Here is an 18,076-nt window from a genome sequence, read left to right on the forward strand (position 1 = left end):
CGTCTGTCTGTCTGCAGGAGAAAGACATGAAAATCTGCTTTCTGATGTACCCCTGGGAACAAATCAAACCGGACACCGACACCACACTGCGCATGGTGCATGAGGCGGCCCTCCGTGGTCATACCGTGGCGATCACTTCACCCGCCAACCTGACCATTCGCGACAACATCAGCAGTGCGTTTTGCAACGTATTGCGCAAGGGCAGCAAGGTGTCGGACAACATTCCATCCTTTTACCGCCACGCCGAATTCCGCCGCAGCCGTCTGCCACTGGCTGGCTTTGATGCCATCATCGTGCGTCTGAACCCGCCGCTGGATACCATCGTGCTGAACTTCCTGGATTCGGTTCATGGTGAAGTGTTTATCATGAATGGACTGGATGGCCTGCGCATTGGCAACAACAAACTCTATACAGCGGCATTTAACGGCCCCGCTGCACAGTATCTGCCGGTGACCCATGTATCCAAGAACAAGGACTACCTGGAAAAGGCACTGGATGAGTCACCCGGCGAGCGCATGATCCTCAAGCCGCTGAACGGCTTCGGTGGCAAGGGAGTGATCGTCATCGAGAAAAGCGCGCGTCAGAGCTTCCGCTCTCTGCTCGACTTCTACATCGGCAGTGGCAGCAGCAGCAACTATGTCATCCTGCAGGAATACATTGAAGGCGCCGAGAACGGCGATGTCCGTATTCTGATGCTCAATGGCGAGCCGATTGGCGCAATGCGCCGCATCCCGGCCGAGAACGACATGCGCTCCAATGTGCACGCAGGCGGTCGCGTAGTGAAACACACCCTCACAAAACAGGAACTGGAACTGTGCCGCAGCTTCGGCCCGAAACTGGTGCGTGACGGCCTCTATTTCACCGGTTTGGATGTGATCAACGGCAAGTTGCTGGAAGTGAACGTCATGGCACCGGGTGGCATCGTTCGAATCAATAAGCTCAATCGGGTACGCCTGCAACGTCAGGTGATCGACTTTGTCGAAAATGTGGTCGAGGCGCGCAACATGGTCGAACAGCGCAAAACCGCTTTCCGCAAGGTGATCGAAGATGCAGACGCTGTCTGAAGCCCAGGTTGTCAGCCTGATCGAAGCACGCCAGCCGGTTCACGCCCGGCTGCGCAACGCCGGGCTGACCATACGCATTGATGAGTATGTGCCGCTGGTATGCACCGTTTTACATGCGGGCACCAGCCTGCGGCCTGAAATTTCCTCGCGGCTGGCCATCAGCGAAGAGCAGCGGCAGCGTTTCGAGACGACCGGTACGGAGCAGCTCGCCGCCCTGCTGCCGATCACGCTGATTGTTGAAGAATCTCGCCTGGGCTGCGACCTGAATTTTCCGCTGTCGCAATGCCTGCGCAGGCGCATCGACGGCCGCAGCCTGTGGCAGCGCCCTCCCACCAAGCAGATGCAACAGCGGGCTCATCGTCAGCACCAACGCTTCTACCATCTGCTGGATGCACTGTTGGATGCACTGGAAGAGGACCATGGCCACTGCCTGCTGATCGACCTTCACAGCCACCCACGAGAGCCAGATACCGAAAGCGGGATTTTTCACGTCATCGCCAGTCAGGTACGTTTGCCGGAAGGTGAAACGGTGGTCAATGGTCTGCTCAAGCAGCTTGACCAGATCAGCCTTCCCAACCAGAGCGTCAGTGTATCGACCGGTGAACCGATACATCAGGGAGAGTACCTGGGTGCTCATGTGAACACCCGTCATGAACAGACCCTGACCATCCCCTTACAGATCGACCCGGTATTCCGCGACAGAAGCGGCGCCCTGTATCCACTGGTGGTGGATGCACTTTGCACCGGGCTGCATCACAGCCTGTACGAGACCGCCGCCATTCTGGCCCGGCAAAGGTCGGGCCAACGGATTCGCGGCCATGACCTGATGCCCAGCGAACTACCTGGTGAAGTGCTGCGCGTCGACCGCGCACTTAAAAAGCTGGCCAAGGGGTTGGAGACTCTGTTGTACATCAACCCTATCAATATTGCCCGGGAAGAGCGGCTGTTCATGCGCAACCGTGGTCGCTATCAACCGCAGTTCCGCTATCGTCAGTTGCGCATTGACCCTTATGTACACCGCGAGAAGCTGTACCGCCTGCCGGTTGACCGCATCCGCGACCCTGCCCTGCGCCAGCTCTACCGTGAGGTGATCGATGCACTGGCCGAGCGGATCGACCTGCTGGTCAGCATCGGCAGTGACCGCTTCCTGTATAATTCACTGCGTTATTACGGTGAGCCTACCTCTGAAGATCTGGCGAATGCCCGTTTCCTGCTGCATGCCGCCGAACGGCCTGAAGAGCATAATGGCGTACGTTACAGTGCCGAAGAGATGATCCCGTTCTTCGAACAGAAAGCGCAGCAATGGGGGCTGGAGTGCAAGGTAGAGCTGTCGGATCGACTGCTGGCACAGGCGATGGTGAATAACGGCCGCAAGGCACTGCTGGTGAAACGCAGCGCCCGTGCCAGCGAGGCTGAGCTGCACGCGCTGGCACATCATGAGCTGGGGGTTCACATGAGCACGTCGCTCAATGCTGCTGCTCAGCCGCTGAAGGTGTTTACCCTGGGCCTGCCCGGGAATACCCATGCGCAGGAAGGACTGGCGATTCTGAGCGAGTACCTGTGTGGCCACCTCACGCTGAAGCGTCTCAAGACACTGGCATTAAGGGTCATCGCGGTTGACCAGATGATCCGCTACAACGACTTCTGCCGCACCTGGCGCACGCTGGTGGAAGATCACGCCTGCCCAGAGGAAGAGGCATTCAAGATCACTGCACGGGTACACCGTGGAGGCGGTTTCACCAAGGATCATCTCTACTTGAGCGGTTTCAGCCAGGCGTTGAAGCTGTGGCGCGAGGGGGATATCAAGGGGCTGTATATCGGCAAGACCGGCTTCAGCTACCTGCCACTGATCAACGAACTGCTGGCTCGCGGTCTTGTAGAGCCTCCGACCTACCTGCCCGACAGTCTGGTCAACCCACAAAATTGCAGCCCCGAGATCACCTACCTGGTGAACTGTATCCGCTGAATTGCTACAACCGGTCGTTCAGTATTCCAGCTGTTCCCGTGCCTCACTCCAAAGAGAGAGGCGCGGGCACTGATCCAGCAGCACCCCATCGCGAAACATCATCACCTCTCCTTCAGGCAATGGCTGCCAGCTACGTCCATCCAAAGGCACGCTTGCCAGCATTACGCCGGGGTTGTTACGCAGCGGTTCAATCTCGATACCGTCTATATGGGCGTTACCACTCTCGTCACACTCCAGCAGATGCAGTCCTGGCGCCGAAACAGTGCCATCAGCCTGACGCCTGCGGTCACTGTGGGCAAACAACAGCTCTCCGTCTGAGTAGAGAAAGTTGGCCGTACCGAGCTGGCGCATGCGTGCCGCAAAATCGGCCACCACCGCCAGTCGTACTTCCGGATCGGGACGCCCATCCTGCCAAACGGCACTGATGCGATTCATCAGTACACAGAAGGCACGTTCGGAGTCGGTTTCACCCACGGGACGGTAACCACCAGTGGGAAAACGCTTGGGGTTATGTATGAACTGGTTGAGATCACCATTATGTGCAAACAGGTGCATGCGTCCTGAGGCTTCTCGCTGAAACGGCTGGGTATTGCGCAGTGCCAGTTCGCCCTGAGTGGCATGCCGTATATGGCCGACAAACAGACTTGAAGGTCGATGACGCTCCCGCAGCCAGTGCGCCGTCTCACTGTGAGCACAAGCGGCCGCTTCACGAATCAGCTGGACATCTGCTCCCTCATACCAAGCAAAACCCCAGCCATCGCCATGAGGACCTTCCAGCCCACCATGACGAGCAAAGCGTTCCAGTGAAAGTGACAAATGCACAGGTTCAGCCGTTGAGATCGCCAGCAGCTCACACATGATTCAGGATACTCCAGCTGGTTGCGGAACTTCCTGCTGTCGACGCAAGGGCTCCAGCAACAGGATTGCCAACAGGGTAAAACCCACTACCGGGATCATCAAGGCGTTCATCGCCTGCCAGCCCAGGCTGGACTCCAGCCAGCCAGCTGCCAGCGCCGAAAAGGTGACCGTCCCGAATACCAGAAATTCATTGGCGGCCTGAGTCCGCGCCTTCTCAGCCGGCCGATAGGCCCTGGTCAGGAAAGAGGTTGCGCAGATGAACATCCAGTTCCAGCCCAGACCCAGCAGGAACAGCGCACTCCAGAAGTGCCACTCGCTGACACCGTGCAGGTTGATGCCAATACACACCAGCATGATGATCGCACCACAGAGCATAAGGCGCACTTCGCCAAAACGACGAATAAGCTGGCCAGTAAAGAAGGATGGCAGGTACATGCCCAACACATGCCACTCAATGACGTTGGCTGCACTGGAAAAGGCATAGCCACAACGATCCATCGCCAGCGGAGTTGCTGTCATCAGCAGGTTCATAACCGCATAACTTGTCATGCCCACAATCACCGCCAGCAAAAACCTTGGCTGCAGCAGGATTTGCCGCAACGACCTTACTTCGCCATTCGTCCCCTGCTGCATCGGCGGAATTCGAATTTGCGTCAGAAGAACAAGTGCCAGCAGATACAGCCCGGCGAGTACGGCAAAGGCGCCGCTGAAATCGGCACCGATCTCGAAGTCACGGCTGTAAACGGCAATATTGGGCCCCAGAATGGCCGCAACCACCCCACCCACCATTACCATGGAAATGGCACGACTTTCATAGCCCTTGTTGCACACTTCAACGGCGGCAAAGCGATACAACATGCCGAAGCCGATGCCCACCCCAAGGAGGGCAGTACCCGTACAGAACAGCACAAACGAACGCTGTTGCAGCGCCAACAGGCAGAGCAAAGCACCGCTGAAGCCTATCAGGTTGCCCAGAAAGAAGCCGTTGCGCCGCCCGATACGCTGCATGATCAGAGAAGCGGGAATGGTCGCCAGCATCAGACCTATGAACTGAAACGCCACTGGCAGCGTAATCCACTCACTGGCCGGTGCGAGCTGCAGCCCGATCAGGGCGTTGACCGATACCAGCAACACATTGCCGGTGTTCAACAATGCCTGACAGAGTGCCAATAACCAGACATGGCGATTCATATACTTATTCCATCCAAGACCAAAGCCAGCTATTTAACGGCGATCTCTCCCCTTGATGCAAGCCGTAGCGGATCCCTGAGCCAAGCCGGGGCAAAAAAATACGGAAAAGGCGGCACTAATGTTGATAATCTGAGACACTAAACACAGGCAGTTCCCCCTGTATACTGTAGATAAAAGCTGAACATCAGACTCACGACCGGGGTCTGGGACTGATTCAAGTCAGAATGGATTGAACTGATATGAACCTCGATGAACTTCTGGTACTGGTAATTGAGCCCTCACGACTTCAACGGCATATCATCATCGACATGCTCAAAGACGTCGGGCTACGTGAGATTGAGCCATTTGAAGAGGCCGGTCCCGCGCTTGAGCGGATGCAACATGTAGTGCCGGATATCGTTGTCTCTTCCATGCACCTGCCGGACATGACCGGCACTGAGCTGGTAACCCGCATGCGTGCCAGCGCCGAGCTGACCGACGTGACCTTCCTGTTGATCTCTTCGGAAACCCACTACCGCTATCTGGAGCCGATTCGCCAAGCCGGCTCCATCGCCATCCTGCCGAAGCCGTTTCGGCGTGAAGAACTGGAAGTGGCCCTGCGCAACACCATGCATTATATACGCGATACTCAGGAAACCGAACCGCTGGATAATGATGAGCTGGAAGACATGCAGGTGCTGGTGGTGGATGACAGTGTCATGTCACGCAAGTTTGTCCGCCGCAGCATGAACGCCATCGGGATCAATAATGTCATTGAAGCCAAAGATGGGGCCGAAGCACTGCAGATAATGAAACAGCAGCGCTTTGATTTGGTGATCTCTGACTACAACATGCCGAATATTGATGGTCTGGAGCTGGTAGAGCATATTCGCCACTACAGCGATCAGCCGACTGTTCCGGTGATGATGATCACCTCTGAGCAGAATCAAAGCCGTTTGGCTGCTGTTCAAAGTGCCGGGGTTTCTGCCATTTGCAACAAACCGCTCAACTACGACATGCTCAAGCAGCTGGTGCGTCAGCTGGTAGCGGTGAACTGATCTCTAAAGATCAGTTCACCGTTTTCTCTTCCGTATCCCGCAACAACTGCTCAGGGTTAAAGCCCATGATCAGTGCCCCCCAGTGCTGACCATTAAGGTAGATCGGAATCGACAAATCATTCAGCACCTCACCGGTATCACGTACAAAGGTCTGCAGCAGGAACGGTGAAGTGTGAGAAGCCCGGCGCTTCTCGGCACGGTTGCCATTGAAAATGCGCCGATTGCGGCTTTGCAGGTTATCAACCTCAAAATTCCCGGTTAGAGGCTTCGAAACCTTGGAGTGGTGTGCCGGCGCATAACCATTCTTGTCCACCGTAATGGCATAGATAAACTCGGGTCGCTCGGTGATAAAACGGTCAAACAAAGGCTGCAGCGCCTGCTCAAAGCGGTTGGTGTAGCTGCAGTCGAACTTCTCAGGCTTCTGCCCCTTGTTGGTACAGCGGTAGTTGTGATCGAACAGATTCACGCCTTCGGCCTGCAGCCTCTGCATCGCGTCAACGGTTTCCTGTGCCCAGTGCTTGCCGGTCTGAATCATGCGCTCAAAACCACCATAGCCGATAATGAAACGTGACAGCAGCTCCTGGGTTTCTTCCGTCGAGATTTCCAGCTCTTCAGAATAGGTGCGCGATTGCGCCATTTCATCACGGATGCCACCGGACAGCTCGGTAATCTCACGCACATGACTATGCGATTCCCGGTTGGTGTGTGACAGTTCATCAATGGCGGCACTGATACCGGTCAGCTGTGCGTTAACCTCTTCGAAGTCATGTACCATGCGGGCAAATTGTTCATTGGTACTGACAATGAACTGATCCGTGTTCTCGACGTACTCCAGAATATTGTGGGCACTGCTGCGAGTGCTCTCGACCAGACCCGCCATTTCACTGATGTTTTTGTCAATCTGCTGGGTAGCGGCACTGACCTTCTGTGAAAGGTTGCGCACCTCATCTGCCACGACAGCAAAACCACGCCCCGCCTCGCCCGCACGGGCGGCCTCAATGGATGCGTTCAAGGCCAGCAGGTTGGTCTGATCGGAAAAGTCCTTCACCATGGACAGAATACTGGTGATATTGCCAGAGTTCTCGCTGAGCTTGTCCACCGTTTGCTGGAACCCAACCGCCAGATCGCACACCGCTTTGACCTGCTCCTGAACCCGTTTGAGCTCTTCGCTGGAGCCATGCACTTCCTGCATGTTGCTGTTGTTCTGTTCACTGATGGTGAGTGTGCTCTGGGCGATCTCGTCAATCGCCTGGGTCGACTCCTGACTGGACTGAAATACCAGCTGGGCCTGTCCCTCCTGACGCTCCGCCGAAGCATGCGCCTGAATCACCACCTTCTGCAGTCGCGTTGCGCAGAGCGCTACGCTCACTGAGCGGCGCTGACTCTCGGCGATCATCCGTTTAAGACTGGCCGAAAACTCGTTGTAGGCCGCCGCCATTTCGGAAATTTCATCATGGGTGTATTCCGGCAAGGTGGCTGAAATATCACCATCTTCCTCCTTGATTGCACGCAGCACCGACGTAATTTCACGAATCGGGCGCAGAAACAGATGGCGCATGAAAAAGATGGTGAAGATGCCCGCCAGCAGCGCCAGCGTTACAGTGGTACCGGTCGCAAACATCAAGGCAATAAGACTGCTTTCGATCGCGCCAAGCTGGGTTTCATTCAGATCGAGACTGTGCAGCAGCTGGCGCAGCTCTGCAGCGTAATAGATGCCAACCAGAATCAGAACCAGATGGGGTAACAGCAGGAAGATGACATTGCCCACAATTTTTTTGGTCAATGTATTGAAAGCGGCCTTCTCAATAGCTGTATAGAGACTCATCAGACACTCTTTCTTATCGTTATAGGCACAGGGGATGGCTTGCTTTGCGGCCTCCTGCGACGAAGTGATCTATTTTGGCCACAGATACAAGCGAGGTACCATCCTCCTTAGGTATCAAGACTACCAGTTCAAACAGACAGTATATTGAGCCAACTCAGCTCTTAATTGAATGTGTGCGGGGCAATGATGCGCCAGCAGAGCATGAAAACGCGGACCATGGTTCATCTGTTGCAGGTGACACAACTCATGCAGAATGACGTAATCCTGAAGCCTGGGCTCTAGCTGCAACAACCGCCAGTTCAGACCAACTTCACCTTTTGAGGAGCACTGTCCCCAGCGTGCTCGCCAGCTGCCGATGCTAATGCTCGCCGGTATCAATCCGGTTATCTGGGCCAATTCCTGACAGCGCGGGATCAAACGCGCTTCAGCCTCGGCCCGAAACCACTGCTGCAGCAGAGCTCGCACGGCCTCACACTCTTCACGGCGCACCCGAGCCGAGAGGGTCAGTTTTAATTGTTCCGGCAACTGACGCACTTCGTTTCGGGCGGCTCTCTGCCACTCCAGTGCCAACCAGCGTCCATCCAACATTACACGACCACCCTGACTAATCTGGATCTGATACCGGCTGAGCTGCTCCCGCTGATGACTCAAGTGACGGTTGATCCAGTCATTGCGACTGAGTACAAATCGATCAATTTCATCTCGACTGACACCGGCTGGAGCACGCACCTGAATTTCGGCATCACGGATGCGAATGCCCAAGGTTTTACGCTTGCGGCTGCGGATCAGCTGGTAAGCGTGTGTCATCACCGCTCCCGCGCTGCGCGCAGCAACTGATCAACCAGCGGCAACATTTGTTGGCGCAGCTGTTGATCGCTGTCACGAGCATAGCGCTGCCGTTCGTCCAGCCTGGCCAGTTGCTCCAGCCTGCCCTGTTGCTCTGGCCATTGAGTAGCCAGAACCCTGAGCCAGCCTGTCAGGGACTGACAGGGCTGACGCGGTTCAAACTGCTGCCCCAGCACGGCCTGTAACCGTTGCAACCTGCGTTCGAAGGGATCCTTGCGACCCGCTCTGAGGCGTTGACGCAATTGCCAGCCCATAACGGCTGCCACAACGGCGGTAGCCGGCAGCATCAGAGCCAGAATCATGCGCCAGTAGTCCAGTCCACCCAACCAGTCCTTGAGCAGATCCGTTTGCTGACTCTGGTAGTTCAACACCCAGCGATGCCAGGCAAAATTGAAGGCTTCGTAGCGCAACTGCAGCTGGCGAGCCCAATCGGCCTGCAGCCTGAAACCACGCCCGCCGCTAAACGAGGTATCGCCACGCTGCTGAAAAAATTGTTCCGTTGAAGATTCAATTCGCTCCGGTGCAACAGCAGCGGTCGGGTCAAGCCGTATCCATCCCGCCCCTTCCAGCCACACCTCGGTCCAGGCATGGGCATCGTACTGACGCAGCTGCAGGTAGTTCTCGTATGTGTTCCACTCACCACCCTGGTAGCCTGTAACCACCCTCGCCGGAATCCCGGCTGAGCGCAGCAGAAAGGTACTGGCGCCAGCGAAGTGCTCACAGTAGCCGCGACGTGTCTGAAACAGGAACTGATCGATACCGTCACGCCCCAATACCCCGGGGGTCAGGGTGTATTCAAAATCACGATTGAAATGATTCATCAATTGACGAATAAACAGCTCAGGCTCGCCATTGCTGTCCTGTTGCCATTGTCTTGCCAGCGCCCTGCTGCGGTCATTACCCACTTGCGGCAACTGCAGGTAATGTTGCTGTTCCTGCTGTGTCAGCAGAGGCTGGAGCCGATAATCCTGCACCGATTCAAGCCGATATTGGGTGCGCCGCTCCAGAGGAGCGTTGTTCACCAGCGTTCTGAACGGCGTCATCCGTTGCCCCTGTGCCTGAGCCAACGGCAAGTCCAGCGCCATCAGCCAGGGCATGCCACTGGGCTCCATTACGATTTCATACCCCTGCGGCTCGGCCTTGGCAATCAACTTTTCTTCTCGCAAACGGCTGAGCTGACCCGGCGAGGCCTGACGCCAGCTTCGTCCATCAAATTGGCTCAGTACCAGCGCTCGCCAGTAACGCTGAGCCGGAGCAGGTGGTTGATTGCCATCAAAACTCACTCTGAACGCCAGCGCATCTGACAGCGCCAGGTCACTTACATCACCAGGGCTCATGCTGTCTGACAAGCCGGTGGTCGCACGCGGAGAACTGATCTCCACTGACCAGAAAGGCTCCAGCCGCGGGAACAGCAGGAACAGTACCAACATCAGCGGCAGGGCCGGCAGCAGCAACCCAAAGGCGCGTTTGAAGGGTGGCAGCCATTGCGTGCGTCCCGGTCGCTGGTGAATTGCACACAGGGCGGCCAGCAACAGCCAGACCACCAGCAATACGTACGCGGCGACCCAGACACTTTCATGAAACAGAAACGCCGTCGCCAGTACAAACAGGGCCACAAACAGCAGAATCAGCGCATCACGGCGGTGATAGATCTCGATCAGTTTAAGTGCCAGTCCCAAAACCAGCAGTGCGACCATCGCTTCAGGACCCGCATTGCCACCAAAACTGAAAATCAATCCAAGCGTACCTGCACCAATCAGTGCCAGCTTGATCAGCCAGTGGGGAAATGGCCAGCGACCGGTATGGATCATCAGTCGTGCACCTACCATGGCCAGAGCCAACAGGGTGGTCCAGATTGGCAACCAGTTCAGATGGGGCAGCAGCACAGCAACAAATGTCACCAGCTGCAGAATCACCGCACTTCGACTTATCTGGACGTGCCTCATGCTCGACCTCCACGACCATACAGCGCAAGTCGCTTCAAAGCTTCATAGCGATGATTATCACCCTGCTCGGGGAGCAGCTCCAGGGCTCCCAGCCTGAGTCCGAAGCGCTGCTCTCGTCTGGACAGTTCCAGCACCCAGTAGGTCAAGCGCGACAGACGCTGCTCAAGGTTTCCCGGACAAGCTTCAAGGTCCAGCCAGATATCCGGGTTCTGCTGACTTCCAAACTGCTTGGCCTGAAGACCCAGCCCGCGGGCATAGCTTTTCCAGTCAATCTGACGCAGCGACATCCCTGGCTGAAACTGTTCAAGACCTGTGAAATCATCTGTGCCATCCCGCTTTTGCAAGCCGGTTTCGCCCGACTGGCCGCCGCCTTCAGGAGCCGGAAGCTCTCCCCCAAGAGGCTTGGGATAAACCAGTGCCTGCAGCTCCAGGCTGACCCAGGTCCAGGCTCTGAACAATCCCAGCGGGAAACAGGTTTCCAGCTTCAAGCCACCGGGATCCAACCAGCCTCGCTCAGGTGCAGCACAGAAAAGCTCCAGACGCTGACCTCTGTGCTCCAGATCAATCAAAAGAGGGCTGCCCTGCTCAAACTGCAATCGTATCTGCTCAGGCTGCCGCCCAGCCTGATGATCCAGTTCAAGTTCGAAACCGGCCTGCTCACCTGCAAAACAGCTGTTGCCACGAAGTGCCTGCAACTTTATGCCGGCCAGGTTGCTGTAAGTATGCAGGCAGGAGACCAGAAATACCCCGGCTGCCAGAAAGGTGATGGCATAGATCAGGTTGTTTTCGTAGTTGACGCCCATTATCAACAACATAAGCAGCAGCAACATGAAACCGGCGCCGGCGCGGGTAGGCAGAATGAAAATGCGCTTTTGGGTCAGTGTTACACTGCGACTGCGCGGGTAGCGCTTCAGCGCCCAGCGTCGAACACGTCCCTGTAGCCGTGATCGCAGTGTGTCAACCAAGAACATCCACCTCCGCCATCAGCTCTGACACCAGCCGACGGCTTTCATGACCCGCCACATCCTCTGCTGCCCGCACGCGATGACCGACCACCGCTTCGAGTACCGCCTGAACATCTTCCGGCACCAGGTGATCTCGCCCATCCAGCCAGGCCCAGCAGCGCGCGCAGCGCAACAGAGCCAGCCCACCGCGCGGTGAAACCCCATAACTGAAGCCGGGCGCATCACGGGTGTACTGCAACAGACGCTGCACGTAGTCAATCAAGCTGGAAGAGGCATGTACATCACGGCACGCCGCCTGAGCCAGTGACAACTCAGCTGGCGTCAAGCATTGTGACAGTCCCCCCAAATGCTGGCGAGTATCCCCGCCCGTCAGCAGGCGCCGTTCAACATCCGGGGCTGGATAACCCAGGGCAATACGCATCAGAAACCGATCAAGCTGGGACTCGGGCAGTGGAAAGGTGCCATACTGGGTAGATGGATTCTGGGTCGCGATGACAAAAAAAGGCTCAGGCAGCGGATAACGTTCACCCTCAATACTGACCTGCCCCTCTTCCATCGCCTCCAGCAGTGCAGACTGGGTTTTGGGGGTGCTGCGGTTGATCTCGTCCGCCAGCAGAAGCTGGGTGAAAACCGGGCCAGGATGGAAGCGGAAGCTGCCCTTGCCGGGTTCAAAAACACTCACACCGAGGATGTCGGCCGGCAGCATGTCGCTGGTGAACTGAATTCGCTTGTCGTCCAGCCCCAACACGCGCGCCAGGGCATGCGCCAGAGTCGTTTTGCCCATACCGGGCAGGTCTTCGATCAGTAAGTGCCCCTCTGCCAGCAAGCAGGTCAATGCCAGGCGCAGTTGCTCATCCTTGCCCAACAACACCTGTCCCAGCGTGCTCAGTGCATTTTCCACCTTGTGTCGCAATTGATCAGTCACAGTTATCTCCTCCCTGTTATAACCACAGTGTAACTGCAGAGCCTCCATCTGAACCAGCATGGCTCAGGAACGGATCCGCTCCAACAGTTGACGAGCACTCGCGATGGCGCCGTCGATGCCGCCACCAGCCACCCAGTCACCACAAACCAGTACACGGGCATCATCACTGCAGAATGATGACAGCACCGGCTGTCTGGCATGGGCATAAAGCCAGCGATGAATACGGCTCTGGACCGGTTTAGCCGGCTGCATGCACAACGCCGAAAACGCCTGTAACAATTCAGCCTGAACCCGCTCGGGCGTATCACCAACATGACGCCTGCTCCAGTCAGCTCTGGCCTCAACCGCCCAGGTTTCGCCACTGCGGCCGGGCTTGCTGCCATCGCGCCAGAGCCTTTGCAGCAAGGAATGCTCCCCCTCCAGCCATTCTACCTGTGCCAGCCGATCAGGTCTCTGCTCAAGCTGCAGCAATAACATCCAACAAGGTTCCATCTCCACTGTTCGAACGGCCCGCTGCAGCGCAGGCTCACACTCAAGCAGAGATACTGCCTGAGGGGCCGGTGTGGCGATTACGACTCTGTCGAATTGACCTTGAGCGGTACCGGTATCATCTTCCAGAACGTACCCCGCTTCATCCGAAAACCCGATCCGAGCAATACGGACACGGGTATTGAGCTCAATCCCGTTCAACAGGGCGCGGGTAAGACCACTGCTGCGTGGCTGGGCCATCCAAAGCTGTTTAGCCGCCTCAGGCTTCAGATTGAAATCCACAGCAATGGGTTGCCAGTGGGACAGGGGTGGCATTGATGCTCCCGGCAACAGCGCCGCCAGCGCGCTGCGTTGAGATGGGTTAAGCCCGGGCGCTCCCAGATCCATGCTCAGCTCACCCAACCTCGCGGCTGCCAGACGACCACCGGTACCCCGGCTTTTATCAAAAACGGTTACCTGCGCTCCAAAGCGATGCAGTCCTTCAGCCACCAGCGCACCGGCAAGCCCCGCACCTATAATTGCCACCCGTTCTCCCTGCTTCACCGACCAATGCTCCTTGATGTTCTACAAAATTTTTCATACTACGCCATTTTGGTCGCTTGAGATCATGCCTGAAGGCCGCTGCGGGTTGCACCTGCTCTGCCGGGCCGTTAGCATGTTGCCCCAAACCAACCGGGAGCCCTGCCAAGCTGCCCTGTTTTCGGCTCGCTGAGCCCTGTGTCATCACTGGCAGGGGTTGATCGACCGGGAGCCTGTGCATCGACGCATCTCCGCATCACCAGGAGAGACCCTGATGCAGATCGCTGACAAATCCGTTGTATCCATTCACTACACTCTGACCAATGCAGAAGGCAACGTGCTGGACAGCTCCAATGGCCAAGAGCCACTTGCCTACCTGCACGGCGCCAGCAACATCATCCCGGGACTGGAAAACGCCCTGCTCGGCAAGGCCGTGGGTGACAGCCTGCAGGTAACCGTTGAGCCTGAAGAAGGCTATGGTCCTATGCGCGAAGAGCTGGTTCAGGACGTTGATCGCAGCGCCTTTGCCGGTATCGATGATGTACAGGTGGGCATGCAGTTCATGGCTCAGACCCCTTGGGGTGAACAGCCCGTGACTGTGGTTAAGGTTGAAGGCGAGAACATCACGCTGGATGGCAACCACCCGCTGGCAGGCCAGACGTTGAGCTTTGACGTAGAAGTTGTTGAAGTACGTGAAGCATCTGAAGAAGAACTTGAGCACGGTCACGTTCACGGTGCCGGTGGACACCAGCACTGAGTTCGGAACTCAGCACTGATCAGGATGCCCGGCCATGCCGGGCATTTTTGTTTTCAACGATCGTCAGATGTTGCTTCAATCTTGTGAATACTCAAATCCGCGCCATTGAACTCTTCCTCAGCAGTCAAACGCAGACCCACCAATGATTTGATGGCACCATAGACCACCAGACCACCCAGCACTGCAATCACAACCCCAAGCAGAGATCCAAGCAGCTGTGAAACCAGGCTGACACCGCCCAGCCCACCCAGTGCTTCACTGCCAAAGATACCGGCGGCAACGCCTCCCCAGACACCACACAAGCCGTGCAACGGCCACACCCCCAGCACGTCATCGATCTTCCAGCGGTTCTGTATCAGTGTAAACGTCCACACAAACAGCGCACCGGCCACACTACCGACCACCAGAGAGCCCAGTGGGTGCATCAGATCAGATCCGGCACAGACAGCCACCAGACCCGCCAGCGGGCCATTATGAATGAAGCCCGGGTCATTGCGCCCCGCAATTAGCGCACTCACGATACCGCCAACCATCGCCATCAGACTGTTCATTGCCACCAGACCGGACACACCATCCAGCGTCTGAGCCGACATGACGTTGAAACCGAACCAGCCAATACACAGAATCCAGGCACCCAGTGCCAGAAACGGAATATTCGACGGCGGGAATGCAACCAGCCGCCCCCCCTTGTAGCGACCATGACGTATGCCCAGCAACAGTACTGCAACCAGTGCCAACCACCCACCAACACCGTGCACCACAACAGAGCCGGCAAAATCATGGAACGGTGCCCCGAAGCGCTCCTCCAGCCAGGCCTGAACACCAAAATTACCATTCCAGGCAATACCCTCGAACAACGGATATACCAGCCCAACGACCAGAGTTGAGGCTATCAAGAACGGCCAGAAGCGACCCCGCTCGGCAATTCCACCCGAGATAATGGCAGGAATCGCAGCGGCAAAGGTCATTAAAAAGAAAAACTTTACCAGCTCATAGCCGCTGTCGCGGGATAGCACGGCAGCACTGTCATAGAACGTGATTCCGTAGGCCAGCCAATAGCCTACGAACAGGTATGCCAGCGCTGAAAAGCCAAAATCACTCATGATCTTGGCCAGTGCATTGACCTGGTTCTTGCGACGTACCGTTCCCACTTCAAGAAATGCAAAGCCGGCATGCATGGCAAATACCAAAACGGCGCCCAACAGGATAAACAGAGTATTGGCACTCTGCGACAGCTGCGAGATTGCACTGCTGATGGATTCCACTCGATCCCCTCCGTCTGTTGACGGATGCACCATCAAGAGGCAACTGCACCGCAATACAGCACCGCTTGAATCAACACCCGAAGTAAGTTGAATGGCTCAGACGGCGTGGTGACTGGGCTTACGCACCAATGTGTACAATTTGCACCAGCGCCGTGCAGAGCATTGGTGCAAAATCAAGCAGTTTTTGTGCCAGTTCAGTGCAGTCGGGCGATAAAAGCCCCGTGGCAGTGCATCAGCGACGATGACGAATTTCAAAGCAACTGTGAATTCTGGCGTTGCGCTTGAAGTCCGGGTCCAGTGTTTGGGCCGTAATATCCCGGATTTCAAAGTCCGCCAGCGCCTCACGATCGATACTGAAACGGCGGTAGTTATTGGAGAAAATCAGCAGACCATCATCACGCAGCAGCTGCATCGCACCCTTGATCAGCTGCACGTGGTCTCTCTGCACATCCAGCACATCATCCATCCGCTTCGAATTGGAAAAAGTGGGCGGGTCCATGAAGATCAGATCATAGCGATTATGGTGTGGCTGCTGCAGCCACTGCAGGCAGTCCGAGCGGATCAGCTGATGTTGCGCCTTCGGCAGGCCATTCAGCTCCAGGTTGCGCCGAGCCCAGTCCAGATAGGTCTGAGACAGGTCCACACTGGTGGTACTGCGTGCCCCGCCCACACCGGCATGTACGCTGGCACTGGCGGTGTAGCAGAACAGATTCAGCATATCCTTGCCCACCGCCAACTGCTGCACTTTGAGCCGAGCCGGGCGATGGTCAAGAAACAGACCGGTATCGAGATAATCGTGCAAATTAACCTGCAGCTTGCAGCCATGCTCAATGACTGTCATGAAATGACCGGTCTGGTCCTGGCGCTCATATTGCTGCTGGCCCTGCTGACGCTTGCGTTGCTTCAGAACCACCCGCTCCGGCGGCAGTTCAAGCACCTGCGGAACGGCAAGCATCACATCCTGAAGTCGCGAGAACGCCTTGACCGGATCAATGGACGCAGGTGGTGCATATTCCTGAACCACGGCGTGGTCTGGATAGATATCCGCGGCGACGGCATATTCGGGCATGTCAGCGTCATAGGCACGGTAGCAGCTGATCGACTCTCGCTTCACCCACCGGGACAGCTGTTTCAGATTCTTTTTCAGGCGGTTGGCAAACATCTGCGCCTGTTCGGACAAAGCAACGGTCTCGCTGCCCTGTTCCAGCCGCTGCCGGGCTTCCTCACGCTGCTCTTCCGATTGCTCATGTACGGTAAACAGCAGCAGTTTGCTGTCGATGGTGCCGTTGAACAGCCGGTATTGTTTCTCCGCCCGCAGCTTCATCACCTTGCACAGGTCAGGGTTACCGGTAAATACAGCAGCCTGCCAGTTGGCAAAGTCCTGCTTCAGTCGCTCGCCCAACAAACGGTACAGGAACATCAGCTCCTGGGTTTCGCCGAGGCGCTCACCATAGGGTGGATTGGTAATCAGCAGGCCTTTGTCGCCCCCCTCTGGCCTCTGTAACTGATCCAGTGGCCGGCGTTCAAATCGGATCAGTTCAGCGACACCGGCACGGCGGGCGTTTTCTTCAGCCCGTGACAGCACACTGGCATCGGCATCAAAACCATAGAACTGCGCCTGTACCTTTGACAGACCGGTTTCACGACGCTGGCGGGCTTCTTCAACCAGCTGCTGCCAAAGACGGGAATCATGCCCCGGCCAGCGACTGAAACCAAATGTCTGTCGAAACAGGCCAGGCGCGATATCGGCGCTCATCAGTGCCGCTTCCGTCAGCAAAGTACCTGAGCCGCACATGGGATCCAGTAGCGTATCAAAGCCAGCGGCGGGCCAGCCCGCCCGAATCAACACGGCAGCGGCCAGGTTCTCTTTCATCGGTGCCGCACCGGCTTTGAGACGGTAGCCGCGCCGGTGCAGGCTGTCTCCAGACAGATCAAGTGCCACCGTAGCCCGGTTACGCTGCAGGTGAACATTGATGCGCAGATCGGGTTGGTTGCGCTCTACACTCGGACGCTGTCCAGTTGCAGAGCGAATCTGATCCACGATGGCATCCTTGACTTTCAGTGCACCAAAGTGAGTGTTGTTGATCGCGTCAGAACGGCCATTAAAATCCACCGTCAGAGTGCCGGAGGGACGGAGATGCTCAAGCCAGTCCACGGTCTGTACCAACTGATACAGTGCATCCGCGTCCGGCACCTCACCTTCTGCCAGCGGCATCAGCACCCGGTTACCAAGCCGAGACCAGAGGCAGATGCGGTAAGCGGTTTCAAGTTCGGCCTCACAGGACACACCCGCGACGGTCTGACGTACTTCGGCAGCACCCAGCTGAGTCAGTTCGTCCTGTAACAGATTTTCCAGCCCCTTGGGACAGGTGATGAAAAGTTGCATTGTCTGGAGTAGCTCCGACCTGGTCATGACGATGTTT

At 56.6% G+C, this 18,076-nt stretch carries 14 protein-coding genes; 4 read left to right on the plus strand and 10 right to left on the minus strand.

Features of this window, described 5'->3' with window-relative positions; translation table 11 throughout:
* Nucleotides 1–26 precede the first annotated feature (26 nt).
* On the plus strand, nt 27–1,064 hold the full coding sequence (locus CFI10_RS11880; protein ID WP_091823711.1) for a glutathione synthetase: 1,038 nt from the start codon (nt 27–29) through the stop codon (nt 1,062–1,064).
* Nucleotides 1,048–3,030, plus strand: coding sequence for a flavohemoglobin expression-modulating QEGLA motif protein (locus CFI10_RS11885; protein ID WP_206834679.1), 1,983 nt, complete (start codon nt 1,048–1,050; stop codon nt 3,028–3,030). Before CFI10_RS11880 ends, CFI10_RS11885 begins: the two co-directional genes overlap by 17 nt.
* A gap of 18 nt (nt 3,031–3,048) precedes the next feature.
* Here CFI10_RS11885 and CFI10_RS11890 read toward each other — a convergent pair whose 3' ends face one another.
* Nucleotides 3,049–3,888, minus strand: a complete 840-nt coding sequence (locus CFI10_RS11890; protein WP_091823716.1) for a class II glutamine amidotransferase — start codon at nt 3,886–3,888, stop codon at nt 3,049–3,051.
* A 3-nt stretch (nt 3,889–3,891) separates the two neighbouring features.
* Complete coding sequence (locus tag CFI10_RS11895) at nt 3,892–5,079, minus strand: MFS transporter (RefSeq protein WP_206834681.1); 1,188 nt, start codon at nt 5,077–5,079, stop codon at nt 3,892–3,894.
* A 239-nt stretch (nt 5,080–5,318) separates the two neighbouring features.
* Here CFI10_RS11895 and CFI10_RS11900 point away from each other — a divergent pair, with 239 nt between their 5' ends.
* A complete protein-coding gene (locus tag CFI10_RS11900) occupies nt 5,319–6,116 on the plus strand; it encodes a response regulator (RefSeq protein ID WP_091823722.1) in 798 nt (265 codons plus the stop codon).
* 10 nt (nt 6,117–6,126) lie between these two features.
* Here CFI10_RS11900 and CFI10_RS11905 read toward each other — a convergent pair whose 3' ends face one another.
* The 6 genes from CFI10_RS11905 to CFI10_RS11930 form a co-directional block, all read right to left on the minus strand.
* Complete coding sequence (locus CFI10_RS11905) at nt 6,127–7,941, minus strand: methyl-accepting chemotaxis protein (protein ID WP_091823724.1); 1,815 nt, start codon at nt 7,939–7,941, stop codon at nt 6,127–6,129.
* Between the two features lie 120 nt (nt 7,942–8,061).
* Complete coding sequence (locus CFI10_RS11910; protein ID WP_206834682.1) at nt 8,062–8,748, minus strand: M48 family metallopeptidase; 687 nt, start codon at nt 8,746–8,748, stop codon at nt 8,062–8,064.
* The gene (locus CFI10_RS11915) at nt 8,748–10,733 is read right to left on the minus strand and encodes a transglutaminaseTgpA domain-containing protein (protein WP_206834683.1); all 1,986 of its coding nucleotides are present in this window, start codon (nt 10,731–10,733) and stop codon (nt 8,748–8,750) included. The genes CFI10_RS11910 and CFI10_RS11915 overlap by 1 nt, the downstream gene beginning before the upstream one ends.
* Nucleotides 10,730–11,698 carry a DUF58 domain-containing protein gene (locus CFI10_RS11920; protein ID WP_206834684.1) on the minus strand — a complete coding sequence of 323 codons (969 nt, stop codon included), beginning with the start codon at nt 11,696–11,698 and terminating at the stop codon, nt 10,730–10,732. Before CFI10_RS11920 ends, CFI10_RS11915 begins: the two co-directional genes overlap by 4 nt.
* Complete coding sequence (locus tag CFI10_RS11925; protein ID WP_425270452.1) at nt 11,691–12,611, minus strand: AAA family ATPase; 921 nt, start codon at nt 12,609–12,611, stop codon at nt 11,691–11,693. The genes CFI10_RS11920 and CFI10_RS11925 overlap by 8 nt, the downstream gene beginning before the upstream one ends.
* 75 nt (nt 12,612–12,686) lie before the next feature.
* Entirely contained in the window at nt 12,687–13,637 is a 951-nt protein-coding gene (locus CFI10_RS11930) for an NAD(P)/FAD-dependent oxidoreductase (RefSeq protein WP_206834685.1), read from the minus strand.
* 268 nt (nt 13,638–13,905) lie between these two features.
* Between CFI10_RS11930 and CFI10_RS11935 the strand changes: the two genes are divergently transcribed.
* Nucleotides 13,906–14,388, plus strand: a complete 483-nt coding sequence (locus tag CFI10_RS11935; RefSeq protein WP_091823740.1) for an FKBP-type peptidyl-prolyl cis-trans isomerase — start codon at nt 13,906–13,908, stop codon at nt 14,386–14,388.
* 53 nt (nt 14,389–14,441) lie between these two features.
* On the opposite strand, the gene CFI10_RS11940 is transcribed toward CFI10_RS11935, so the two are convergent.
* Both CFI10_RS11940 and rlmKL read right to left on the minus strand, forming a co-directional pair.
* Nucleotides 14,442–15,653, minus strand: a complete 1,212-nt coding sequence (locus CFI10_RS11940; RefSeq protein WP_206834686.1) for an ammonium transporter — start codon at nt 15,651–15,653, stop codon at nt 14,442–14,444.
* A gap of 232 nt (nt 15,654–15,885) precedes the next feature.
* The gene (gene rlmKL / locus CFI10_RS11945; protein ID WP_206834687.1) at nt 15,886–18,039 is read right to left on the minus strand and encodes a bifunctional 23S rRNA (guanine(2069)-N(7))-methyltransferase RlmK/23S rRNA (guanine(2445)-N(2))-methyltransferase RlmL; all 2,154 of its coding nucleotides are present in this window, start codon (nt 18,037–18,039) and stop codon (nt 15,886–15,888) included.
* Nucleotides 18,040–18,076: the final 37 nt, after the last annotated feature.

The organism is Marinobacterium iners (genome assembly GCF_017310015.1).
GTDB classification, from domain to species: Bacteria; Pseudomonadota; Gammaproteobacteria; order Pseudomonadales; family Balneatricaceae; genus Marinobacterium; species Marinobacterium iners.